Annotated in this window: 20 protein-coding genes and 1 pseudogene; 9 read left to right on the forward strand and 12 right to left on the reverse strand. The window is 67.9% G+C overall.

Going from position 1 to position 21,653, the window contains the following annotated elements:
- Positions 1-13: 13 nt before the first annotated feature.
- Together BFF94_RS10140 and BFF94_RS10145 are read right to left on the reverse strand one after the other, a co-directional pair.
- Positions 14-490, reverse strand: a complete 477-nt coding sequence (locus tag BFF94_RS10140) for a DUF3331 domain-containing protein (RefSeq protein ID WP_128848516.1) — start codon at positions 488-490, stop codon at positions 14-16.
- A gap of 44 nt (positions 491-534) precedes the next feature.
- A complete protein-coding gene (locus tag BFF94_RS10145; RefSeq protein WP_219139277.1) occupies positions 535-1,746 on the reverse strand; it encodes an MFS transporter in 1,212 nt (403 codons plus the stop codon).
- Positions 1,747-1,958: 212 nt separating this feature from the next.
- On the opposite strand from BFF94_RS10145, the gene BFF94_RS10150 reads away from it, so the two are divergent.
- The 4 genes from BFF94_RS10150 (at position 1,959) to BFF94_RS10165 (ending at position 6,025) form a co-directional block, all read left to right on the forward strand.
- On the forward strand, positions 1,959-2,699 hold the full coding sequence (locus BFF94_RS10150; protein ID WP_128844835.1) for a GNAT family N-acetyltransferase: 741 nt from the start codon (positions 1,959-1,961) through the stop codon (positions 2,697-2,699).
- A gap of 348 nt (positions 2,700-3,047) precedes the next feature.
- Positions 3,048-4,112 carry a 2,3-butanediol dehydrogenase gene (locus BFF94_RS10155; RefSeq protein ID WP_128844830.1) on the forward strand — a complete coding sequence of 355 codons (1,065 nt, stop codon included), beginning with the start codon at positions 3,048-3,050 and terminating at the stop codon, positions 4,110-4,112.
- Between the two features lie 286 nt (positions 4,113-4,398).
- On the forward strand, positions 4,399-5,055 hold the full coding sequence (locus tag BFF94_RS10160) for a VC0807 family protein (RefSeq protein WP_128844828.1): 657 nt from the start codon (positions 4,399-4,401) through the stop codon (positions 5,053-5,055).
- A gap of 103 nt (positions 5,056-5,158) precedes the next feature.
- Positions 5,159-6,025, forward strand: a complete 867-nt coding sequence (locus BFF94_RS10165) for a CPBP family intramembrane glutamic endopeptidase (protein ID WP_219139278.1) — start codon at positions 5,159-5,161, stop codon at positions 6,023-6,025.
- A gap of 33 nt (positions 6,026-6,058) precedes the next feature.
- Here BFF94_RS10165 and BFF94_RS10170 read toward each other — a convergent pair whose 3' ends face one another.
- The 5 genes from BFF94_RS10170 to BFF94_RS10190 all read right to left on the reverse strand — a co-directional run bounded on the left by BFF94_RS10170 (position 6,059) and on the right by BFF94_RS10190 (position 11,770).
- Complete coding sequence (locus tag BFF94_RS10170; protein ID WP_128846617.1) at positions 6,059-7,039, reverse strand: aldo/keto reductase; 981 nt, start codon at positions 7,037-7,039, stop codon at positions 6,059-6,061.
- A gap of 154 nt (positions 7,040-7,193) precedes the next feature.
- Positions 7,194-7,865 (reverse strand): MarC family protein, encoded by a 672-nt coding sequence (locus tag BFF94_RS10175; protein ID WP_128846620.1) that lies wholly within the window; start codon positions 7,863-7,865, stop codon positions 7,194-7,196.
- Positions 7,866-7,992: 127 nt separating this feature from the next.
- A complete protein-coding gene (locus BFF94_RS10180) occupies positions 7,993-8,793 on the reverse strand; it encodes an enoyl-CoA hydratase-related protein (RefSeq protein ID WP_219139279.1) in 801 nt (266 codons plus the stop codon).
- A 38-nt stretch (positions 8,794-8,831) separates the two neighbouring features.
- On the reverse strand, positions 8,832-10,154 hold the full coding sequence (gene paaK / locus BFF94_RS10185) for a phenylacetate--CoA ligase PaaK (RefSeq protein WP_128846623.1): 1,323 nt from the start codon (positions 10,152-10,154) through the stop codon (positions 8,832-8,834).
- Between the two features lie 59 nt (positions 10,155-10,213).
- Positions 10,214-11,770 (reverse strand): 3-hydroxyacyl-CoA dehydrogenase, encoded by a 1,557-nt coding sequence (locus BFF94_RS10190; RefSeq protein ID WP_219139280.1) that lies wholly within the window; start codon positions 11,768-11,770, stop codon positions 10,214-10,216.
- Positions 11,771-12,320: 550 nt separating this feature from the next.
- Between BFF94_RS10190 and BFF94_RS10195 the strand changes: the two genes are divergently transcribed.
- Entirely contained in the window at positions 12,321-13,409 is a 1,089-nt protein-coding gene (locus BFF94_RS10195; protein WP_219139281.1) for a calcium:cation antiporter, read from the forward strand.
- An 80-nt stretch (positions 13,410-13,489) separates the two neighbouring features.
- On the opposite strand, the gene BFF94_RS10200 is transcribed toward BFF94_RS10195, so the two are convergent.
- From BFF94_RS10200 to BFF94_RS10215, 4 genes are all read right to left on the reverse strand, one after another.
- Positions 13,490-14,626 (reverse strand): transporter substrate-binding and LysM peptidoglycan-binding domain-containing protein, encoded by a 1,137-nt coding sequence (locus BFF94_RS10200; RefSeq protein ID WP_128844236.1) that lies wholly within the window; start codon positions 14,624-14,626, stop codon positions 13,490-13,492.
- A 20-nt stretch (positions 14,627-14,646) separates the two neighbouring features.
- Positions 14,647-15,417, reverse strand: coding sequence for a hypothetical protein (locus BFF94_RS10205; RefSeq protein ID WP_128844233.1), 771 nt, complete (start codon positions 15,415-15,417; stop codon positions 14,647-14,649).
- Between the two features lie 657 nt (positions 15,418-16,074).
- Positions 16,075-16,986 carry a LysR family transcriptional regulator gene (locus BFF94_RS10210; protein ID WP_128844231.1) on the reverse strand — a complete coding sequence of 304 codons (912 nt, stop codon included), beginning with the start codon at positions 16,984-16,986 and terminating at the stop codon, positions 16,075-16,077.
- Positions 16,987-17,133: 147 nt separating this feature from the next.
- Positions 17,134-18,102, reverse strand: a complete 969-nt coding sequence (locus BFF94_RS10215) for a LysR family transcriptional regulator (RefSeq protein ID WP_128844228.1) — start codon at positions 18,100-18,102, stop codon at positions 17,134-17,136.
- A gap of 367 nt (positions 18,103-18,469) precedes the next feature.
- Between BFF94_RS10215 and BFF94_RS10220 the strand changes: the two genes are divergently transcribed.
- From BFF94_RS10220 to BFF94_RS10235, 4 genes and pseudogenes are all read left to right on the forward strand, one after another.
- The gene (locus BFF94_RS10220) at positions 18,470-19,645 is read left to right on the forward strand and encodes an HPP family protein (RefSeq protein ID WP_219139282.1); all 1,176 of its coding nucleotides are present in this window, start codon (positions 18,470-18,472) and stop codon (positions 19,643-19,645) included.
- Positions 19,646-19,770: 125 nt separating this feature from the next.
- Entirely contained in the window at positions 19,771-20,184 is a 414-nt protein-coding gene (locus BFF94_RS10225; protein ID WP_128841369.1) for a MarR family winged helix-turn-helix transcriptional regulator, read from the forward strand.
- 66 nt (positions 20,185-20,250) lie between these two features.
- Positions 20,251-20,457 (forward strand): annotated as a pseudogene (locus tag BFF94_RS10230) (chloride channel protein); the annotation flags it as partial.
- Between the two features lie 404 nt (positions 20,458-20,861).
- Positions 20,862-21,197: a hypothetical protein gene (locus BFF94_RS10235; RefSeq protein WP_021162025.1), complete on the forward strand. Its 336-nt coding sequence runs from the start codon at positions 20,862-20,864 to the stop codon at positions 21,195-21,197.
- Between the two features lie 87 nt (positions 21,198-21,284).
- On the opposite strand, the gene ppnP is transcribed toward BFF94_RS10235, so the two are convergent.
- Positions 21,285-21,605, reverse strand: a complete 321-nt coding sequence (gene ppnP, locus BFF94_RS10240) for a pyrimidine/purine nucleoside phosphorylase (RefSeq protein ID WP_006478890.1) — start codon at positions 21,603-21,605, stop codon at positions 21,285-21,287.
- Positions 21,606-21,653: the final 48 nt, after the last annotated feature.

Consider the following 21,653-nt stretch of genomic DNA (forward strand, 5'->3'; position numbering starts at 1 on the left):
CGCCGGCCGATGTTCAGCCACGAACATCGGCCGGATCGCGTGCGTCGTCGTCCTCCGGCACGCCGTCCCGCATCGCGCCCGCCGCACCCGGCACCGATGCCGGGCAGATCATCTCGTCGCCGTTGGCGGGCACGGGCCGCCGTACCGGCCGGAACACCGGCTCGCCCGGCTCGATCGGCCGCCCCGAGATCGCGCAGCGGCCCGGCTGCAACGCGACGCGCAGGCGCCAGCGTTGCTCGCCGTAATGGCAACGGCCGCTCTCGACCCATCGAATCAGCAGCCCCTCGTCGCCGGCCTCCAGCACCGTGACGAACAGTTGCGGCCGCAACGGCGAAGCCGCGGCGTGTTCCGGAACCAGCACGCGGCCGATCGTCACGAGCGGATGCGCGACGCCCCCACCGCGCGACGGCGTCTCATCGTGTTCGCCCGATGCCGGCGCATCGCACGACACGTCTTCTTCGCAGATCAGGCTTTCCATGGTGTTGAGCATGCTTGACGGATTTCCGTGCAGGTTGAACGGCGCCGGCGCCGCGTTCAGCGCCGGCCCATCGGTTCGCGCGGCAGCGACAGGCCGATCGCCGCGCCGGCGACGGCGGCCGCGAGCATCAGCCCGATGCCGCCCGACCAGCCGAACGCGCCGACGATCGCGCCGATCGTCAGCGGCCCGATCACCTGTCCGAGATAGTTGCCCTGCACGACCCAGCCGATGCTGAGCGGCGCCAGCGACGGCGAAGGCGCCGAGCCCGGCGCGCACGCGAGGATCGTCGCGGGCAGCATCCCGGCCATGGCCGAGAAGGCGAACCCCAGCGCGACCGCGAGCGGCGCGGGCGTCGCCGCGCTGAAGAGCCCTGCGCCGGCCGCGCCGATCGCGACCGACGTCGCGGCCATCACGATCCCCGGCCGCGCGCCGCGCGACAGCAGCCAGCCGGCCGTCAGGTTGCCGATCACGCACGCGGCGACGATCGCCGCGCTGATCAGCCCCGCCGCGCCGACCGCGACGCCGAGGCGCTGCATCAAGAACACCGGCAGGAACGTCATCACCGCGAAGAACTGCACGTTGTAGGTTGCGAACCCCAGTGCCAGGAGCGTGGTCGAGCGCGACGCGAGCACGTCGCGCAGCGCGGGCCCGATGCGGGTCGCGGCTGCCTGCCGCGACGGCGCGCCGGCGGGCGTCGTGACGGGTACCGCGGCCGCCGCGACGAGCGTCAGCGCCGCGGCCGCGAGCCAGCCGCTGCGCCAGCCGCCGAGCAACGGCCCGACGAGCATCGACAGCGCCATGCCGGCCGGCATGAAGGTGCTCCACAGGCCGAACGCGAGATTGCGCCGCTCGGGTGGCGTCACGCGATTCAGCACGGCCGGCGCGGCGACCACCACGATCACGAAACCGAGCCCTTCGGCGAAGCGCGTGGCCAGCAGCAGCGCGAAGCTGCCTGCCCATGCACCGGCGACACTCGACAGGCCGAGGATGACGAGGCCCGTCACCAGCAGCAGCCGGTCGCCCCAGCGCCGCACCAGCAGGCCGGCGGCGATCCCGCCGAACACGCCGACGAACGGAAACACCGACATGATCCCGCTCAGCGACGCGAGCGAGCCGCCGAACTCGTGCTGGAGCGACGGCAATGCGATCGTCGCCTTGCCGACGTGCAACGCCGACACGATGCTCGCCAGCACGACGTTCGCGACGGCGGCCCGGTCGCTGCGCGACGGCAGCGCGGCGGCATCGGCCGCGACAGGCGATTCGGTCATCCCTACCCCCGTTGAAACGGCCGCGCGCAACGGGATGTCTCACGCAGCCGCGATCGGACTGGCGCACATGATACAAATTGAAGTTCACTTTAAGTAAAGGGGTAACGTGCGCAACGATCCGTTTCGGCGATCGCGGCAATGAGCCGGCGCGACAGCGACGGCATCCTGATCTAAGCTGTCGGCTTTGCCCCGACAACGCTGCGCACCCGCCCATGCCGACCGCCTCTCCCGCACCGGCCGCCCTGTTCCCGCTCGACGAAGCCTGGTCCGCCTTCTCCCGCCGCAAGGCCGCCGTGCGCACCTTCATCGCCGGGTACTGCGCCGCGCGCGACCAGCGCGATGCGCCGCTGCACGACAGCCCGGACGGCCACGTCGTGCAGTTCGACGGCGACATGGGCCGGCCTGTCGAGCATTTCATGATCGAGGGTGCGCCCGTGTCCGGCGATGGCACGTTTGCCGTCGGCGCGTGGCTCACGCGCTACGGCGCTGCACCACTGGCGCCCGCGCTGCACGGCAGGACGCGCCGGCTGGCGGACGAGCATTTCATGGCCGCCGATATCGGCGTGCTGCAGGGCGACGACGCGCTCGCCCAGGCGCTTGCCTGCGACACGCCGAACGACATCGACGCATTCAACGCCAGCGACGCATTCCCGCCGTTCCAGCCGAATCCGGCCGCATTCCTGTTCGCGCACCGGTTCGGCGGGCAGATCGCGGCCACCGCGCGCTACGGCTTCGCGTCACCGCGCGATATCGTCGTCGACCGCGTCGGGACGGCGCACGCATACCGGCGCCGCGGCCTGGCGACGCAACTGCTCGCCGCGATCGTCGCGCACGCGAGCCAACGTGGCGCGCAGCGCGTGTGGCTCATGTCGACCGAGGCCGGTCGGCCGCTGTACCGCGCCGCCGGATTTACAGCGCTCGCCCCGGTCGCCGTGGACGAAGTCGTCGCCTGAACGCGAATCGAACCACGCCGCCCATTGCCGTTCGTCTCAGGATTCGTCTCATTGCGCTGAGACGAACGTCCCAACGTCTCACCCGATCCGCCGTTTCGCAGCCGCAGCAAACGCCTCGCACGCTTCCTGCCAGATCGTTTCCTGTCGCTGCAAAGCGAAATGGTGCATCGCATCCCGCCCACCCTGTCCGGTCACAACACACCGCGCCGATTCACGCTGGCCCCGTTCCTGCATACCGGTCGATCGCGCAATCGCGCGACGGGCGCACCGGCAGCCATGCCTCGCGCCCGACGACAACCTGACGGAGACAGCAACGTGAGTACACCGGCACCGACCACCGCCCCCAGCATGAAGGCCGCCGTCTGGCATGGCCGCCACGACATCCGCGTCGAACAGGTTCCCGTTCCGGAACGCCCGCCGGCAGGCTGGGTCACGATTCGCGTGCACTGGTGCGGGATATGCGGCTCCGACCTGCACGAATACGTCGCGGGCCCCGTATTCATCCCGGTCGATGCGCCGCATCCGCTGACGGGCCTGAAGGGCCAGTGCATCCTCGGCCACGAGTTCAGCGGCGAGATCGCCGAACTCGGTGCGGGTGTGACCGGCTTCGCGGTCGGCGACCGCGTGACGGCCGACGCATGCCAGCATTGCGGCACCTGCTGGTATTGCCGACACGGGCTGTACAACATCTGCGAGAACCTCGCGTTTACCGGGCTGATGAACAACGGCGCGTTCGCCGAATACGTGAACGTGCCGGCCGAACTGCTGTACAAGCTGCCGGACAACTTCCCGACCGAGGCCGGCGCGCTGATCGAGCCGCTCGCGGTCGGGCTGCATGCGGTGAAGAAGGCCGGCAACATCGTCGGGCAGACCGTCGTTGTGGTCGGCGCGGGCACGATCGGCCTGTGCACGATCATGTGCGCGAAGGCCGCGGGCGCCGGGCGCGTGATCGCGCTGGAAATGTCGGCCGCGCGCAAGCAGAAGGCGCTGGAAGTCGGCGCGAGCGTCGTCATCGATCCGAAGACGTCCGACGCGATCGCGGAAGTCAAGGCGCTGACCGGCGGCTATGGCGCCGACGTGTCGTTCGAGTGCATCGGGCACACGGCCACCGCGAAGCTCGCGATCGACGTGATCCGCAAGGCCGGCAAGTCGGTGATGGTCGGCATTTTCGAGGAGCCCACGCCGTTCAACTTCTTCGACATCGTATCGACCGAAAAGGAAGTGATCGGCTCGCTCGCGTACAACGGCGAATTCGCGGACGTGATCCGCTTCATCGCGGACGGCCGCATCGACGTGCAGCCGCTGATCACCGGGCGCATCGCGCTCGGCGACATCGTCGCGCACGGCTTCGAGGAACTGGTCAACCACAAGGACCGGAACGTGAAGATCATCGTTCAGCCCGCCGTCTCGTGACGGCACGAGCGACTGCGGCGGCCATTCGCGCCGCGGTACGCTTGCCGCTGTTCCGCCGCTGAGCGTCGCCCGCGCACGGGCGACGCGTCTGCCCGCGATTCCCCCGGCGCCTTTTTCTCCTTCCCTGCTGCCGTCGTCCGAAGCGGACCTGATGGCGCGTGCCGGCCGGATACGACACCGCAACCCCGCACGATTCTTCGATATACTGGACCGAACCCTTTTCGGGGCAACCCCGGGCAACCACACCCTTCGCACGTTCGCCCCAACCTGCGTGGAATGGCGCACCGTGAAACCGCGAGCCGGACTGATTCTCGAACTCTTCGTCAACCTGGCGCTGCCGTGGGTGGCCTACCGGGCCGCGCATCCGTATTTCGGCGAAACCGGCGCGCTGTACGCGTCGGCGATTCCGCCGATCATCTGGTCGATCGTCGAATTCATCCGCTCGCGCCGCGTCGACGCGGTGGCGGCCATCGTGCTGCTCGGCATCGCGCTGTCGATCATCGGGATGGCGCTTGGCGGCAGCCCGCGCACGCTGCTGATGCGCGAATCGCTCGCGTCGGGCACGATCGGCGTCGTGTTCCTGCTGTCGCTGTTCCGCGAACGCCCGCTGATCTTCTATCTCGCCCGCGCCACCGTGGCCCGCGAGATGGACGGCGGCGCCGCACATTTCGAAGCGGTCTGGGATACGCAGCCGGGGTTGCGGCAGATGCTGCGGCTGATGACGTTCGTCTGGGGCGCCGTCATGACGCTCGAGATGCTGCTGCGCTGCTGGATGGTCATCACCTGGCCGGTCGAGCGCGTGCTGGTCGTGTCGCCAATCATGGGCTACACGGTATTCGGCTGCCTGCTGCTGTGGACGTTCTGGTACCGGCGGCGGATGCGCGTGCGCAACAGCGTCCACATCCCGGGCCGCGACGGCATCACCGAAACCGCCGGCCGCTGACGCCCGGCCGGCCTGCCGCCCGTTCCCCGCCGGCCCCCGGCGGGGTGTCACGGCGGCTGCTGTATGATGCGCGGCGTCCCGTCCCGCGCACGCCTTTTCCGTCATGTCCCTTTCGCTCCTTCCGTGTGCCACGATCTGGCTCGCCCTGTTCGCGGCCGCCGCATTCGCGTGGGATCGCCCGCTGCACGGCCTCAGCATCGGCCTCGCCGCGCTCGGCTATGCGGGCGCACTGGCGTTCGGCCAGATCGCGCCGGTCACGCTGGTGCCGCTCGCGCTGCTGGCCGCGGCCGCCTGGGGCGTATTGCCCGAGCGCCCGCTCGCGGTGCGCATCGCCGCGCACATCGTCTTTGCGGCACTGGCGATCACGCTGAGCCTGCACCTGATTCCCGGCTTCCATAATCCGCGCGTGATCGCCCCGACGCGCTTCACGCCGGACGCCGTGCCGTTCACGATGTACCTGAATTTCGACAAGCCGCTCGTCGGCCTGTGGCTGCTGTGGGCGCTGCCGTGGGTCGCCCCCGACGTCGCGCCGTCGCGCGCGCTGCGCACCGGCGTGGCGGCGGCCGTCGCGACGGCTGCCGCGTGCCTGGCCGGCGCGCTCGCGTTCGGGATGGTCGGCTGGGCGCCCAAATGGCCGTCGTCGGGCTGGCTGTGGCTCGTGAACAACCTGCTGCTCGTGACGCTCGCCGAGGAAGCGCTGTTCCGCGGCTACGTGCAAGGCGGGCTGACGCGTGCGCTGCGCGCGTACTCATGGGGACCGTGGGCCGCGCTCGCGACCGGCGCGGTGCTGTTCGGCGCCGCGCACGCGGCCGGCGGCTGGCCGTGGATCGTGCTCGGCACGGTGGCCGGCATCGGCTACGGCCTCGCGTACCGACGCGGCGGGCTGCTCGCATCCGCGCTCGCGCATGCGGGGCTGAACGTCGTCCACTTCGGCCTGTTCACCTACCCGATGCTCGCCGCCGCGCACTGAGCGCGGCGCATGGTGCCGCCCGCGATATGCCGCTCAGTTGAACCCGGCGACCGCGTGCGGCACGTACGGGCCTTCGAGCGTGGCGATTTCGTCGTCCGTCAGCTTCAACTGGAGCGCGCCGAGCGCATCGTCGAGTTGTTGCGGCTTCGAGATGCCGACGATCGGCGCGGTGACGCCGCGCTTTTGCGCGACCCACGCGAGCGCGACCTGCGCGCGCGGCACGTTGCGCGCGGCGGCGATCGCCGCGACGGCCTCGACGACCGCCTTGTCCGCATCGGCCGTCGCGTCGTACAGCCGCTGGCCGACGTCGTCCTTCTGCTGCCGTTCCGACGATTCGTCCCAGCCGCGCGTCAGGCGGCCGCGTGCGAGCGGGCTCCACGGAATCACCGCGATGCCCTCGTCCTCGCACAGCGGCAGCATCTCCCGCTCTTCTTCCCGATACAGCAGGTTCAGGTGGTTCTGCATGCTGACGAAGCGGGTCCAGCCGTTCTGCTTCGACGTGTGCAGCGCCTTCGCGAACTGCCACGCGAACATCGACGATGCGCCGATATAGCGCGCCTTGCCGGCCTTCACGACGTCGTGCAGCGCCTCGAGCGTCTCCTCGATCGGCGTGCCGTCATCCCAGCGGTGAATCTGGTAGAGGTCGACGTAGTCGGTGCCGAGCCGCGTCAGGCTCTGGTCGATGTCGGTCATGATCGCCTTGCGCGACAGGCCCGCGCCGTTCGGCCCCGGCCGCATCCGGTAGAACACCTTGGTCGCGATCACGACGTCGTCGCGCTGCGTGAAATCGCGCAGCGCGCGGCCGACGATCTCCTCCGACGTGCCGTCCGAATACATGTTCGCGGTATCGAAGAAGTTGATGCCGGCTTCGACCGCCCGCTGGATGATCGGGCGGCTCTCCGCTTCCGGCAGCGTCCACGGGTGCGTGCCGCGCGACGGCTCGCCGAACGTCATGCAACCCAGCACCAGCTTCGACACTTCCAGCCCGGTCGACCCGAATTTCACGTATTCCATCGCACGCCTCGCCACTCAAGTTGGGATTGCGGCCGGATGCGCGTCGCGCATCCGCCGGACGTCGCATGTTATCCCGCACGGCGCAAACGCGTATGGCACGCGCTCGCGTGCAGGCTGCGGAAAGGACGAACGAGAACGAACGAGGACGAACCGGTTACTTGGCCTGGTCGGCGAGCGGCTGCAGGAACGCGGAGAAACCGGTCAGCATGATCTGCACGCCGATACACAGCAGCAGGAACGCCGACACGCGCTTCGCGACCTTGGTCCCTTCGCTGCCGAGGTAGCGCGCGAGCAGCGCGGAGCGGCTGTAGACCTGCCAGATCACGACCGCGACCAGCACCGAGACGGCGATCGACACGATGCTCGACAGCATGAACTCCGACAACTTGTGCGTGCGGTTCGCGTTCAGCGCGATCGCGGTCGCGATCGAGCCGGGACCGACCGTCAGCGGCATCGTCAACGGGAAGAACGCGCGCGTCATGATCGCGTTCGCGTCGATCGGCTTGACCGGCGTGTCGCCGCCGCCCGGCCCGTCGGGTTCGTTCAGCATCTGCCAGCCGGCCACGGCAACCGCGAAGCCGCCGCCGATCCGCAGCGCTTCCATCGAGATCCCGAAGAAATGCAGCACGGGCGTGCCGGCGAAGAACGCGACCATCAGCACGACGAACGCGTTGAACGCGACCTTCCTCGCGAGCAGATCCCGTTCGTGCTCGGTAAGCGCCTCGGTCCGTTCGAGAAACAGGAACGCGATGCCGATCGGATTGATGATGCCGATCAGGCCGGTAAAGCCGAACAGGATCTCGGAGACAAGGCGGTTGACGATCATCGTGTGAAGCATCGGTCGGGGCTGGGCCGGCAGCGCGCCGGAGGTCACGCATTGTAGAGCAAGCGCCCGCGCCCGAGACGCAAAATGCGGCCGGGCCCGTTTTGCCGTCGATCGTCGCCGTTCGGCCTTACTCGGCGCCGGCCTCCCAGGCCGGCGGCCGCTTCGCGAAGAATGCCGCGAAGCCCTCCTTCGCCTCCGGCGTCGCCCGCACGCGGGAGATCGTCTGCGCGGTGAACGCCGCGCGCTCGCCCGACGGCGGATACTCGCCGATCGCGTCGAAAAAGCGCTTGATCTCCATCAGCGCATTCGGGCCGTTGCGGCCCAGTTCGGCGAGCGTCTTGTCGAGCGTTTCGTCGAGCGCGTCGAGCGGCACGGCCTGGTGGACCAGGCCGATCGCGACGGCTTCGGCGGCCGCGAGCTGCGTCGCGGTCAGCGCGAGCCGGCGTGCCTGGCGCTGGCCGACCGCCTCGACCAGATACGGGCCGATCACGGCCGGCAGGATCCCGAAACGCGCCTCACTGACCGAAAAGCGCGCGTGATCGCTCGCGATCACGATGTCGCAGGCCGCGCACAGGCCGACGCCGCCGCCGAACGCGTGGCCCTGCACGCGCGCGACCGTCGGTTTCGGGCACTGCCGGATCGCGCGCATCATCGCGGCGAACCGCTCGGCGTCGCGCAGGTTCGCGGCCGCGTCGTTCGCGCTCGCACGCTGCATCCACTGCAGGTCGGCGCCCGCGCAGAACGCGCGGCCTTCCGAGCGCAGCACGATCGCGCGAACGTCATCGCGCTGGCCGAGCGCCGTGAATGCGTCGGTCAGCTCGGCGATCATCGTCTCGTCGAACGCGTTCAGCACGTCGCCGCGCTGCAGCGCGACGGTCGCGATGCCGCGCGCATCGACCGTGACGGCCAGGGTCTTCAATCCATCCATCGAACAGGTTTCCTCGGGTAGAACGGCAAATATCGAAATCAGGCGGCCTGGCGGCGGTCGATCACGCGCCGCGCCTTGCCGGTCGCGGTCGCGGGAATGCCGCCGGCCGCCAGCACCGTCACGCCGGACGACACGCCGACCATCGTCTTGATCCGGTGCTGCAGCTCGCGCGCGAGTGCCGCGCGATCGCTGTCGGTGACCGACGCGGCAGCCTCGGAACGCAACTCGACCGCGAGGTCGAGCCGGTCCATGTGACCGTCGCGCGACAGCGTGATCTGGAACTGGCCCGACAGCAGCGGCAGCGCGACGACGATCTCCTCGATCTGGCTCGGGAACACGTTCACGCCGCGCACGATCAGCATGTCGTCGGAGCGGCCCGTGATTTTCGCGAGACGGCGCATCGCGCGCGCGGTCGGCGGCAGCAGCGCGGTGAGGTCGCGCGTGCGGTAGCGGATCACCGGCATCGCTTCCTTCGTCAGCGACGTGAACACGAGCTCGCCCGGGCTGCCGTCGGGCAGCACCTCGCCCGTGACGGGATCGATGATCTCCGGATAGAATTGGTCTTCCCAGATCACCGGGCCGTCCTTCGTCTCGACGCATTCGCACGCGACACCCGGGCCCATCACTTCCGACAGCCCGTAGATGTCGAGCGCGTCGATGCCCACGCGCGTCTCCACTTCCTCACGCAACGCCTGCGTCCACGGCTCGGCGCCGAAGATGCCGATCTTCAGCGACGACTCGGCCGGGTCCATCCCCTGCCGCACCATCTCGTCGATCAGGTTCAGCATGTACGACGGCGTGACCAGGATGATCTTCGGCTCGAAATCGCGGATCAGCTGCACCTGCTTCTCGGTCTGCCCGCCCGACATCGGCACGACCATGCAGCCGAGCCGTTCCGCGCCGTAATGAATCCCGAGGCCGCCCGTGAACAGCCCGTAGCCGAACGCGTTGTGCAGCGTGTCGCCCGGGCGGCCGCCGGCCGCGCGGATCGAGCGTGCGGTCACGTTCGCCCACGTGTCGATGTCGCGCGCGGTGTAGCCGACCACGGTCGGCTTGCCGGTCGTGCCGCTCGACGCGTGCACGCGCACGACCTGCTCGCGCGGCACCGCGAACAGCCCGAACGGATAGTTGTCGCGCAGGTCGTTCTTCGTCGAGAACGGGAATTTCGCGAGATCGGAGAGCGATTTCAGGTCGTCCGGATGCACGCCCGCCGCATCGAACGTGCGCCGATAGTGCGGGACGTTGTCGTACGCGTGGCGCAGCGACCACTTGAGGCGTTCGAGCTGCAGCGCCTGCAGTTCGTCGCGGCTGGCGGTCTCGATCGGCTCGAGGGCGGCGGCGGGATGCGTCGGGTGAGTCATCGGGGTGCTCCTCCAATGGAGTGATGTCGTTATCGTGATCGGGGTAACGGGGCCGGCGGCTACGACCGGAACGTGCGGCCGGCCGCATGCAGCGCGGCGATGCGCGGCGACACGCGATAGCGGTCCTCGCCGTAGCTCGCCGCCAGGTTCGACAGCACGCGATGCACGCGGCCGATGCCGATCGCATCGGCCCACGCGAGCGGGCCGCACGGGTAATTCACGCCCTTCTCCATCGCGAGATCGAGATCGGCGGGCGAACACACGCCCTGGTTCACCGTGTCGGCCGCCTCGTTCGCGAGCATCGCCACGGTGCGCATCGCGACCATCCCCGGCACGTCCGCGACGCCGACGACGCGAAAGCCCGCCTGCTGGAACAAGCCGACCGCATCCGCGTAGGCCGCATCGCTGCACTGGAGCGCGCGCGTCAGCGCGACGAGCCCGGCCTGCGCGTAATCGCGCGCAAGATCGACCAGCACGAGATCGGCCACGCCCGTTTGCGCGGCGCGCGCGGTTGCCGTTCGGCCGTCGGTCAGCGCGATCGATGCACGGCCGGCCATCGCGAGCAGGTCGTCCGGGTGCGCGCCGGCCTGCCGGGCACCCGCGATGCGCTCGACGAAGCGCGCGTGCAGCGCGGCGGCCGGGCCGTCCTGCGCATGCAACACGACGTCGGCCGGCGCGTCGCGCGCCGGTTCGAGATCGGGCGCGGGCGGCGTCGCGCCGTGCGCATACGAATAGAAGCCGCGCCCCGACTTGCGCCCGAGAAAGCCCGCGTTCACGAGTTCCTGCTGGATCAGCGACGGCGTGTAGCGCGGATCGTTGAAGGTCGCGCGGAACACCGATTCGGTCACCGCGAAGTTCACGTCGTGGCCGATCAGGTCCATCAGCTCGAACGGCCCCATGCGGAAGCCGCCGGCCTCGCGCATCACCGCGTCGATCGAGGCCGGCGCGCCGCCCTGCTCGTTCAGCACGCGCAGCGCCTCCGCGTAATACGGCCGCGCGACGCGGTTCACGATGAAGCCCGGCGTCGATTTCGCCATCACGGGTTGCTTGCCCCACGCGGCGGCGGTCGCATGGAGCACCTGCGCGACATCGGGTGCGGTCGCGAGCCCGCTGACCACTTCGACGAGCGCCATCAGCGGCGCCGGGTTGAAGAAATGCAGGCCGGCGACGCGCTGCGGCACGCGCAGCCCGGCCGCGATCGACGTGATCGAGATCGACGACGTGTTGGTCGACAGCAGGCACGCGTCGTCGACATGGCGCTCGAGGGTCGCGAAGATCTCGCGCTTCACGTCGAGCCGCTCCGCCGCCGCCTCGACGATCAGCGCGGCGCCCGCGAAGTCGGCCAGCGCGCGCACCGCGCGGATCCTGCCGCCGGCCGCGTCGGCCTGGGCCGGTTCGAGCCGGCCTTTCTCCGCGAGCCGCGCGAACTGCGCGCGAATGCCGGCCAGCGCCTTGTCGCAGGCCGCTTCGTTCAGGTCGTACAGCAGCACCGTGTGGCCGGCCGCCGCCGCAACCTGCGCAATGCCCGCGCCCATCGCGCCGGCGCCGATCACGCCGACGACGGCCGACGGCGCCAGCGCGCCCGAGTTCACCGAATGTGCAGAGGAAACAGCCATCGCTTGCGATCCGTCATGAAGTGGAAGTGCGAGCGATTATAAACCGACCGGTCGGTAGATTTATGTCAGGGCGAGCCCGAATTTGTCGTGCAAGAGACCGTTACGGGAACTGCAAAGACAAAAAAATGACGGATTAGGGCACTTTTTGTAAACCGAAAGGTCAATGAAAGGGTTCGAATATGAGATAGCGGCCCCCAAACGCCTGATAAAATTCGACAAACTGTCGGATTCCGGGGGGAAACCGCGTGTCACGCCGCCACCGCTGTCCATCGTCCGCCACTCTTTCGGGGTCAGAACCGAGCCGCCGGCCGGCACGGCGTCACGACCGTTCGTCCCGCCATCGGCGGCCGGCCGCATCGAACCGTTTCACCCAGCGACGGGCTCCGGCCCGCCCGCGCCCCTCGCCGCCTCACGGCGGCGAACGCCAGGCAGCGCCGTTGCGCGCTGCCACCTTTCGGTTTCATCGTTCTCGTTCGGCGGATCGTACGGCCGGGCTTCGTCACCCCGTGACGGCGCGTCGCGCGCCGCCACTCGCATAAGGAAACCCTCCATGCCGCTCTCGTCCAACCAGCTCCCGCGCTGGACCCTCTGGGCCCCGCTTGCCGCATGGCTGGTACTCGCGCTGTCGCGCGTCGTGCCGGCCGAAGGCCTCGTCATCGCGGTGCTCGCCGCCGCGCTCGCCGGCGCCGTGTTCGCCGCCGTCCACCATGCGGAAGTCGTCGCGCACCGCGTCGGCGAACCGTTCGGCACGCTCGTGCTCGCGGTCGCCGTGACCGTCATCGAAGTCGCGCTGATCGTGTCGGTCATGCTCGGCGCGGGCCCCGAGAAATCGGGCCTCGCGCGCGACACCGTGTTCGCCGCCGTGATGATCATCTGCAACGGCATCGTGGGCATCTGCCTGCTGGTCGGCGCGTGGAAGCACGGCGAGCAGGACTTCCAGGGGCGCGGCGCAAGCAAGGCGCTCGCGGTACTCGCGTCGCTGTCGGTGCTGTCGCTCGTGATGCCGAACTACCTGAGCGCCGCGCCGGGCCCGTTCTTTTCGAAATCGCAGCTCGCGTTTGCCGGCGTGTCGTCGCTCGTGCTGTACGGCGCATTCGTATTCGTGCAGACCGTGCGCCACCGCGACTACTTCCTCACCGAGCACGACAGCGCGAACGAATCGGTACACGCGGCGCCGCCGAGTAGCCGCACCGCGCTGATCAGCCTGGTGCTGCTGTTCGTGAGCCTCGTCGCGGTCGTGCTGCTCGCGAAGCTGCTGTCGCCGGCCGTCGAGCATGCGGTGCTGAAGCTCGGCGCGCCCGAAGCCGCGGTCGGCATCGTGATCGCCGCGCTCGTGCTGCTGCCGGAAGGGCTCGCGGCCGTCACCGCCGCGCGCGCAAACCGCCTGCAGACCAGCATGAACCTCGCGCTCGGTTCGGCGCTCGCGAGCATCGGGCTCACGATCCCGACGGTTGCGGCCGTGTTCATCTGGGTCGGCCAGCCGCTCACGCTCGGCATCGGCGCAATGGAAACGGTACTGCTGGCGCTGACGCTGCTGGTCAGCACGCTCACGCTCAGCCAGGGGCGCACGACGGTGCTGCACGGTGTCGTGCATCTGTCGCTGTTCGCCGCGTACCTGTTCCTGTCGATCACCCACTGACGCCAACCTGCGCGCGGCCCGGCGGATCATCTCCGCCGGGCCGCGCGCCGTCTTTCACCCCCCTTCATTTCAAGCCGCCGCTACCGGACCGGAATCACGAGATGCTGGCCCGCCAGGATCAGGTTCGGGTTGGCGAGGTTGTTGCGGCGCTGGATCTCGCGAAAACGCTGGCCGCTGCCGAGCTTGCTCGCCGCGATCATGTTCAGCGTGTCGCCCGCCTTCACCACGTACGTGTGTTCGCCCGACGCGGCCGCGGTCGTCACCGCCTGGTCGCTGACGAAGTACTTGCGCAGCAGGTCCAGATACTGCGGCGACTGCTTGAGCTTCGCGATCGCGGCATTCAGGTAGATCAGCAGGTCCTGGTCGTCGGCGCGCACGCCGATCTTGTACGCGATGTTCGAGCCGTCGAGCTTGGTCACCGCGAACTTCAGGTCGGTGTCCTTGATCGAGCTGACCGCGAACGGATAGTCGTAGATGAACGCGTCGACCGTATGGCCGTCGATGCTCTTCGCGATGAACGCCGGATCGGAATCGTCGACCTCGACGAACCGCACGTTCGGGTACTGGCGCGTGACGAATGCGCGCACGTCGGGGTCGCCCTTCAGGATGCCGACCGTCTTGCCCGCGAGATCGTCGGTCGAGCGGATCGCCGAGCCTTGCCGCACGATCAGCGAATAGCCGAAATCGTCGACATACGGCACCGAATAGACGACGCCCGCCGGCGTGTTGTCCGCGAATGTCAGCCCGTCCATCGCCACGTCGACGACGTGGTTCCCCTTCGCGTCCGTGTCGAGCAGTTGCTTCGGCACGCCCGGGTACGTGTCGACCTCGTGACGCGTATCGACGACGACCGGCTTGCCGCCGTGCGAGAACGACGGGTCCGCGAACAGCAGCCGCGCGAATTCGACGTTGAAGCCGTGCGGCGCGCCCTTGCTCTCGCCGAAGAACGGCTCGCTCGGGTTCTGCACCGAGATCCGCACGATGCCGTTTTCGGCAATCGATTTCAGCGTGCTGGCCTGCGGCGTGAAGCCGGCCGGCAACACGTTGGCGGAAGGCGGCGGCTGCGTGGCCGGCTGGCCGCTGTCACCTGTCTGCGCGGACGTCGCGCCCGGGGCCGCGTCATGCGCGGGAATCAGCGTCGACAGGCCGCCCTGATGCACGATCCATACGCCGACGAGCACTACCAGAAACGCGACTGCGCCAAGAAGTTTTTTCATGGTTGCGTGCCTGCAGGAAGTTATTGTTGTTTCGACGGCAACTGCGCAGGGTTCGCCGCATCGGGCCCGGGCGCGTGGCTGCCGTTCATCACCGCCTGCTGCTGTGCCTGCTTGACCTCGGGGTTATCCATCAGCGACGTCTCCATTTCGGAGAATGCCTTGTTGACCGAGCGCATCACCGAATCGACGGCCACGTCGGTCTTGATCTGTTCGAACGTGTCGGACGCCTGCCGGCCTGCGAGCTTGTTCATCTGCTGCGCCGCCTGCGACATGTCCCACATCGCCTTCGCGCGATCGATCGCCGACGCGAAATTCTTCAGCTCGGCCTGTACCTGCTTGTAGCGGCCTTCGCGAAACGCGAGGAGCTGCTTCATCGTGTCGAGCTGCGACCGGAAGCGCGGCGCGTCGTCCGGATACTGCTTCTCGAACAGTTCCGTCTTGTTCTCGAAGTTCTTCACCTCGGTGCGGAACGCGGTGATGCTGTCCGCAAATTTCTGTGCTGCCTGGCGCTTTTCCGCGAGCTGGTTGATCAGCGTCTCGATCGGATTCGACTGCGCCTCCTCGACGATCATCCTCACCTTCTGGTTCGCGAACTTCATCGCGACGACCGGCGCGAAATAGATCGCGCCGAGACCGATCACGCCCGCCGTGACCAGCGCGATCATCCCCTTCAGGATGAACAGCGCGGCCGGTGCCGCGATTGCGACACCGGCGATGATGATCGCCCACTTGATCAGCTTGACCTTGCCACTCCCCGAACTGCCGTTTGCTTCATTCGAAAGCTGCGACATGAGTTTTTCTCCTTGAACCTCGAACCGAACTGCTTGCGTTTGCCTTTTTCAAGCTCAATCGAAATGCTTCGGACTCCGGTGCCGCCGGGCAGTCAGGAAAGCCGGCGGCGCAATACAAGGACGGGCGCGACGGGCGTCACGAGACGCCGGTGTAGGCGCCGTTCAGGATGCGGTGATCGGGGGCGGCAGGCGGCGGCGCGATGTGGCGGGCCGGATCGGCGCCGTTCATCGTCGCGGCCATCGCGCGGACGGGGAAGTGTACCGATGCACGGTACGAAACGGGATGACGGATACGTGACGCGACGGGCGTCGGGAGAATCGTTGCTCCGGCGGGCCGACAGACGCGGGGCCGGTGTTCCGGTACGAGTGCGTAAAGGCTCATCGTTGTTCTTTTGCGTATCGCGGGTGCAGGAACCGCGCGGCCGGCGCGTCCCGCTCCAAATGCACGGACGTATCCTGCGCCGACCGGCATGCAGCGTCAAGCGGTTGTCGCAGTGCAGCGAACCGTCTTGTTCCGCCGTTGAAACGCCGGCCCCGATGCAGCTTTCATTACAGTAAGAAGCCGCGTGGCGCCGGCTGGCCGCGCTCGATCAGGATTGCTTGCCATCGCCCGTGTCGAGCTTCCGGATTGAAAGCTTGTGACAGGGTGCGGGTGTCTCACGCTGCTGCCGCGCCGCCCTGCTCCTGCGCGAGAAACCGCTCGACCATCGCGTTGAACACCGGCAGCGCCGGATTGTCGTTGTCCGCCCGCCACGCGAGATACAGCTCGGCTGCCACGTTCGCACCCGCCAGCGGCCGGAACACCACGCCGTCGACGTGCAGTTCGCGCGCCGACGCCGGCACGAGCGCCGCGCCAAGCCCCGCGCGCACGAGGCCGAGGATCGTATGCGTCTGCCCGACGTAGTGCAGGTAGTTCGGCAGCCGCCCGGCGCCCGCGAACATCCCCGAGATCATGTCGTGGAAGTACTTGCCCTCGTTCGGCGAATACGCGATGAACGGCTGCCGGTCGAGCTCGTCGGGGCCGATCCGCTCGTACGCGGCGAGCGGCGCGCCTTCCGCGACCGCGACGAGCATCGGCTCGCGCTGCACGAGCCGGTATTCGAGCGGCTGGCGCGCGGCGCGCTGGCGCACGAAACCCGCGTCGAGCATCCGCGACGCGAGCGCGTCGATCTGCACGGTCGACACCATCTCGCGCAATTCGACATCGACGTCCGGCAGCGCATGCGCGGCATGCGCGAGCAGCACCGGAATCATCCGGTACGCGCTGACGGCCGTGAAGCCGAGCGTGATGCGGCCGGCGCCGCCATGCGCGACACGCTGCGCGGCCTGCTCGGCCCGTGCGGAGAATTCGAGGATGTGCCGCGCGTCGCGCAGGAAGCGCTCGCCGGCCGCGGTCAGGCTGACCTGCCGGCTGCTGCGTTCGAGCAGCGCGATGCCGAGCGCGTGCTCGAGCAGCTGGATCTGCCGGCTGAGCGGCGGCTGGGTCATGAAGAGCCGCCTGGCCGCGCGACCGAAATGCAGTTCCTCGGCGACCGCGACGAAGCAGCGAAGCTGGTGCAGTTCAATCATTCAAATCTTGAATCAATCAATATCTTTTGATGTTAGACCGATATCGATACGATTTCCATACTCGGTCGCACCTGATGCGTGGCCCGCGCCGCACATGAGCATCGGTGCGGAGCACGCGGTTCGGCCGGCGCGCACCCGTGCGTGCCCTCAGGCGCGCTTGCGGCCGCCCGGCGTCCGTCCGGTCGTCAACCCGTCGAGTTCGTGCAGGTCGTTCTCCAGCGCGGGCGTGAGCGTCGTGCGCAGGTGATCGAGGAACGTGCGGATCTTCGCGTCGAGATAGCGGCGTGTCGCGTAGACGGCATACACGCTCACCGTCTGCAGCCGGTACTCGGGCAGCACGCGGATCAGCCGCCCCTCGCGGATATCGTCGAGCACCGTATACAACGCGACGCACGCGATCCCGCGCCCGGCGCGCACCGCGACGCACAACGCGTCCGGCACATTGACCTGGAACGGCGCCGGTTGCAGCGCGTAGACGGTCTCCTCGCCATCGTTGCGCTCGAGCCGCCATTCGCCGGCCGGCGATGCGGGCGTATCGAGGCGCAGGCATACGTGGTTCGGCAATTCGCCGGGCGTCTGCGGCGTGCCATGGCGGGCCAGGTATTCGCGCGACGCGACGAGCACGCTGCAGCTCGTGCCGCAGGTCTGTGCGACATAGCCCGAATCGGGCAGCTGCGACGCCGTCACGATCGATACGTCGTAACCCTCCTCGACGAGATTCGGCATCCGCTGCGCGAGCGTCAGTTCGACCGACACGTCGGGGTTGTCCTCCTGGTAGCGGACGATCGACGACACGACATGACTCTGCCCGAGCCCCGTCATCGCATGGATGCGCATCTTGCCGCTCGGCCGCAGCAGCGCGTTGCGCGCTTCCGCGTTCGCATAGTCGAGTTCCGCGAGGATCGATTTCGCTCGCTCGAAATAACGCTCGCCGCTTTCGGTGAGACCGAGGTGGCGCGTCGTGCGGTGCAGCAGGCGCGTCTGTACGTGCGCTTCGAGGTTCGATACCGCGCGCGACACCTGCGCGGTGGTCGCGTCGATTTCCTTCGCGACCGCAGTAAAACTGCCGGCTTCGACAACGCGCACGAACAGGCGCATGTTTTCGAGCATGTCCATTGAATTGGCTTGGGGAGAGTCAGTGGGGAGACGTCGGCGGCGCTCGCGTCAGGTGGGGAACGGAACGCGGCCGCGAACCACGACGAATCGATCACCGTGCCGGGGGAAAGGCGGGAGAGCGGGCATCGCGTACGTGGTTCGGGCATGACGGGGGAATTCAGTGGCCCGAATTGTACGCCGCCGCAGACAAATTTGCGCTATGGCCCGGCCCGCAAGCTCCCATCCGACGAAAGGATTTTGCAAGGCATCTACGTCGTGTGCGTCCAACGGCTTGATGCAGCGCGGCAATTTATATCACAACGAGATATAATTCCACCCTTGTCGCCGCGCGCACCTGCGCTGTCATTTTTACCGCCCACCACCGTCCATGTCGCCAGGCACCTCTCCATCGCGCCGCACGTTGCGGCAATGGCTGCACAGCTTCATTCCCCATCCGATGTCGCTTGACTGGCGCGAACGCCTGCGTTCATGCACGGGCGCGCTCGTCGGCATCGCGACGGTCGGCGTCACGATGCGGCTGCTGCCCGGCGTGCCGGGCCTCGTGCCGCTGCTCGTCGCGCCGATGGGGGCGTCGGCCGTGCTGCTGTTCGCGGTGCCGGCGAGCCCGCTCGCGCAGCCGTGGTCGATCATCGGCGGCAATCTCGTCGCGGCGACGGTCGGCGTCGCGTGCGCGCACTGGATCGCCGATCCGATCACGGCCGCCGCGGTCGCGATCGCGTGTGCGATCGGCGGCATGTTCGTGCTGCGCTGCGTGCACCCGCCGTCGGGCGCGGTCGCGCTCACGGCCGTGCTGGGCGGCCCGGCCATCCACTCGCTCGGCTTCGGCTTCGTGGTCGAGCCGATCGCGCTGCAATCGGCGATCCTGCTGTCGGCCGCGCTCGTGTACCACGCGCTGACGGGCCACCGCTACCCGCACGGCGGTGTGCGCGCCGACGCGAAACCGCAGGCTGGCGGCTCCGCGCCGGCGCGCGGCGGCTTCACGCGCCGCGACCTCGACGCGGTGCTGAAGCGCCGCGGCGAATGGCTCGACGTCGATCCGGACGACCTCGAAACGCTGCTGCGCGAAACCGAGATGCAGGCTTATACGCGCACGTTCGGCCAGCTCACGTGCGCCGACCTGATGACGAAGAATGCGATGGAAGTCGCCCCATCGACATCGGTGACGGCCGCGCTCACGCTGCTCGACCGTCACCGCGTGAAGGCGCTGCCCGTCGTCGACGGCGAAGGCCGCCTGACCGGTATCGTCACGCGCGCCGACCTCACGCGCCAGTGGCGCCGCCCGACGCCGCTGCGGCAACGCCTGTCCGCGCGGCTGCCGCAATCGTTCGGCGGCCAGCCAGCAAGCGTCGCCTCCGTGATGACGCGCGACGTCGCGTGCGTGCCGGAAACGATGCCGATCACGGCGCTCGTGCCGCTGTTTGCGCATTCGGGCCACCACCACATTCCGGTCGTCGATGCATCGCGCCGGCTCGTCGGGATCATTACGCAGACGGATCTCGTCACGGGGCTTTATCAGCAGACGCAGATGCTCGAGGCCGCGTAACGGCACATTACGTCACGCAACGGCCGACGCCACCCGGAATGCAGCCTTTTTCGCCATAATTCGGCCATTTATATCATATTGTGATACATTAGTCGGTACCGAAACAAATTGCCCGACCGACCTCGATGAGCGATTCCCGACGCGCACTGACGAAAAGCGATTTCCAGCAACTGTCCGAGTTCCGCTACCAGATGCGCCGCTTCGAGCGCTTCTCCGAACGCGCCGCGCAAAGCGAAGGCGTGACGCCGCTGCAATACCTGCTGCTGCTGCACATCAAGGGCTATCCGCATCGCGAATGGGCGACCATCGGCGAAATCGCGGAACGCCTGCAGGCGCAGCATCACGGCGTCGTCGCGCTGGTGACGCGCTGCGAAGCGCTCGGGCTCGTGAAGCGCAAGACGAGCGAAGCGGACCGCCGCCAGGTCGAGGTCCACCTCGAGCAAGCTGGCGAGACACTGCTCGCCCGCCTCGCGGCCATGCATCGCGCGGAGCTGAAGTCGCTCAAGGACGCGTTCCAGGTTCCCCAGATCGATTACTGACCCTGGCTTTCGCCACTCCGACGAACGCCCCACACAAACGCGATTTCTCGGCCAACGAACGCTACCTTTGCGAAGCTGCCCGTGCACTGGATGTGGTGGCCCGCGCGCGGCGCGATCGTGATCGGCAGCGGCGGCTGTCTTGAACCCCGCGCGCTCGGCGTCGGCTACGACGTGATCGCGCTGCTGCACCTGCACATCGCGCTGAAGATCGCGCTCACGCTGCTGATCGTGAAAGCCGTGATGGGGGTGATCGCGCTCGGCTCGCGCACCTCGCGCGCTGCATCGCATTGCGCCGCTTCCCGCGTTTAAAGTTGGTTGACAATCCAACCGACGAAAGTTTGTCATCATGGTCCCCATGCGACGGGGCCACCCTATTCAGCCATTCCAATTCGCGATCAGATAAAGAGTCGCGGCACGGCATGCAGACACATGCCGCCGCCGCGGCCGTCACCTCACCACACGACCGGGCAGCGCGCCGACCGCGCATCGCATGACGTCGAGCCGCACACGACGCATGCCGTGCCGCAGCAAAGTACAAAGCACCGGAGCCGCTGTTTGGCAAGCGCGCTAACAACTTGTTTCGGAATTGCCGGAACCGTGCGTGTCCGATGCGATCTCACTTGTACGCAGTACTGCTGCGCATCCCACCCAATCAATCACGACTCGAGGGAGATAACGTGAACGCGAAATACTTACCGCTCATCGCATTGACCGTGGCATTTTCCGCTCATGCAGCCGATTCTGCCCTGCAGAACGTGGGACAAAGCCAGAAACCCGCCGACCAGGTGGCGCAATGCATCGCCAAGACCTGGGCCGACAAGTCGCAGCAACAGGTGACGTCGCAGTATGAACTGGCGAATGGCCTCGCGATGGCCGTTTATGCGCCGGGCCAGCAGCCGCCGAACGGCGCCGCTGCCGTGGTGCGCCCGGCCAACGCCGCAAACGCGAAGACCTGGGTCGGTTTCCGCGGCGGCGATGCGTCGTCGGCCGGCGACATCAACGCCTGCCTGTAACGAGAACAGGCGCTCCGGATGGCCTTGCGCCATCCGCTTGCTACAAGCCCCGCTTCGGCGGGGTTTTTCTTTTTCTGCCGCCCGCGCTTACAGGTAGCTGCAGACGTAATCGAGCGTCTCGAGCACTTCGATGTCGAAGCGGCTCTTGCCCGGCACCGAGAACGACTCGCCGGCGCCGTAGGTCTGCCATTCGCTGCTGCCGTCGAGCTTCACGCGGCACTTGCCGGCCTGCACTTCCATCAATTCGGGCGCGTCCGTGCCGAAGTTGAGCGCGCACGGCAGGATCACGCCGAGCGTCTTGCGCGTGCCGTCCGGGAAAAGCACGGTATGCGACACGCACTTGCCGTCGAAATAGACGTTCGCGCGCTTGACGACCGATACGTTGTCGAATTGGGTTGCACTGGTCATGTGATGCCTCTGATTGCTGGATGCCGGATGGCGAAGTTGTTGGAGGCC

This window comes from Burkholderia catarinensis (assembly GCF_001883705.2).
Taxonomy (GTDB): Bacteria; Pseudomonadota; Gammaproteobacteria; order Burkholderiales; family Burkholderiaceae; genus Burkholderia; species Burkholderia catarinensis.

What these genes read in the sequence shown, in the direction of transcription:
- BFF94_RS10140 (WP_128848516.1), bottom strand. Translation starts at nt 490, where the DNA reads ATGCTCAACACCATGGAAAGCCTGATCTGCGAAGAAGACGTGTCGTGC.
- BFF94_RS10145 (WP_219139277.1), bottom strand. Translation starts at nt 1,746, where the DNA reads ATGACCGAATCGCCTGTCGCGGCCGATGCCGCCGCGCTGCCGTCGCGC.
- BFF94_RS10150 (WP_128844835.1), top strand. Translation starts at nt 1,959, where the DNA reads ATGCCGACCGCCTCTCCCGCACCGGCCGCCCTGTTCCCGCTCGACGAA.
- BFF94_RS10155 (WP_128844830.1), top strand. Translation starts at nt 3,048, where the DNA reads ATGAAGGCCGCCGTCTGGCATGGCCGCCACGACATCCGCGTCGAACAG.
- BFF94_RS10165 (WP_219139278.1), top strand. Translation starts at nt 5,159, where the DNA reads ATGTCCCTTTCGCTCCTTCCGTGTGCCACGATCTGGCTCGCCCTGTTC.
- BFF94_RS10170 (WP_128846617.1), bottom strand. Translation starts at nt 7,039, where the DNA reads ATGGAATACGTGAAATTCGGGTCGACCGGGCTGGAAGTGTCGAAGCTG.
- BFF94_RS10175 (WP_128846620.1), bottom strand. Translation starts at nt 7,865, where the DNA reads ATGATCGTCAACCGCCTTGTCTCCGAGATCCTGTTCGGCTTTACCGGC.
- BFF94_RS10180 (WP_219139279.1), bottom strand. Translation starts at nt 8,793, where the DNA reads ATGGATGGATTGAAGACCCTGGCCGTCACGGTCGATGCGCGCGGCATC.
- paaK (WP_128846623.1), bottom strand. Translation starts at nt 10,154, where the DNA reads ATGACTCACCCGACGCATCCCGCCGCCGCCCTCGAGCCGATCGAGACC.
- BFF94_RS10190 (WP_219139280.1), bottom strand. Translation starts at nt 11,770, where the DNA reads ATGGCTGTTTCCTCTGCACATTCGGTGAACTCGGGCGCGCTGGCGCCG.
- BFF94_RS10195 (WP_219139281.1), top strand. Translation starts at nt 12,321, where the DNA reads ATGCCGCTCTCGTCCAACCAGCTCCCGCGCTGGACCCTCTGGGCCCCG.
- BFF94_RS10200 (WP_128844236.1), bottom strand. Translation starts at nt 14,626, where the DNA reads ATGAAAAAACTTCTTGGCGCAGTCGCGTTTCTGGTAGTGCTCGTCGGC.
- BFF94_RS10205 (WP_128844233.1), bottom strand. Translation starts at nt 15,417, where the DNA reads ATGTCGCAGCTTTCGAATGAAGCAAACGGCAGTTCGGGGAGTGGCAAG.
- BFF94_RS10210 (WP_128844231.1), bottom strand. Translation starts at nt 16,986, where the DNA reads ATGATTGAACTGCACCAGCTTCGCTGCTTCGTCGCGGTCGCCGAGGAA.
- BFF94_RS10215 (WP_128844228.1), bottom strand. Translation starts at nt 18,102, where the DNA reads ATGGACATGCTCGAAAACATGCGCCTGTTCGTGCGCGTTGTCGAAGCC.
- BFF94_RS10220 (WP_219139282.1), top strand. Translation starts at nt 18,470, where the DNA reads ATGTCGCCAGGCACCTCTCCATCGCGCCGCACGTTGCGGCAATGGCTG.
- BFF94_RS10225 (WP_128841369.1), top strand. Translation starts at nt 19,771, where the DNA reads ATGAGCGATTCCCGACGCGCACTGACGAAAAGCGATTTCCAGCAACTG.
- ppnP (WP_006478890.1), bottom strand. Translation starts at nt 21,605, where the DNA reads ATGACCAGTGCAACCCAATTCGACAACGTATCGGTCGTCAAGCGCGCG.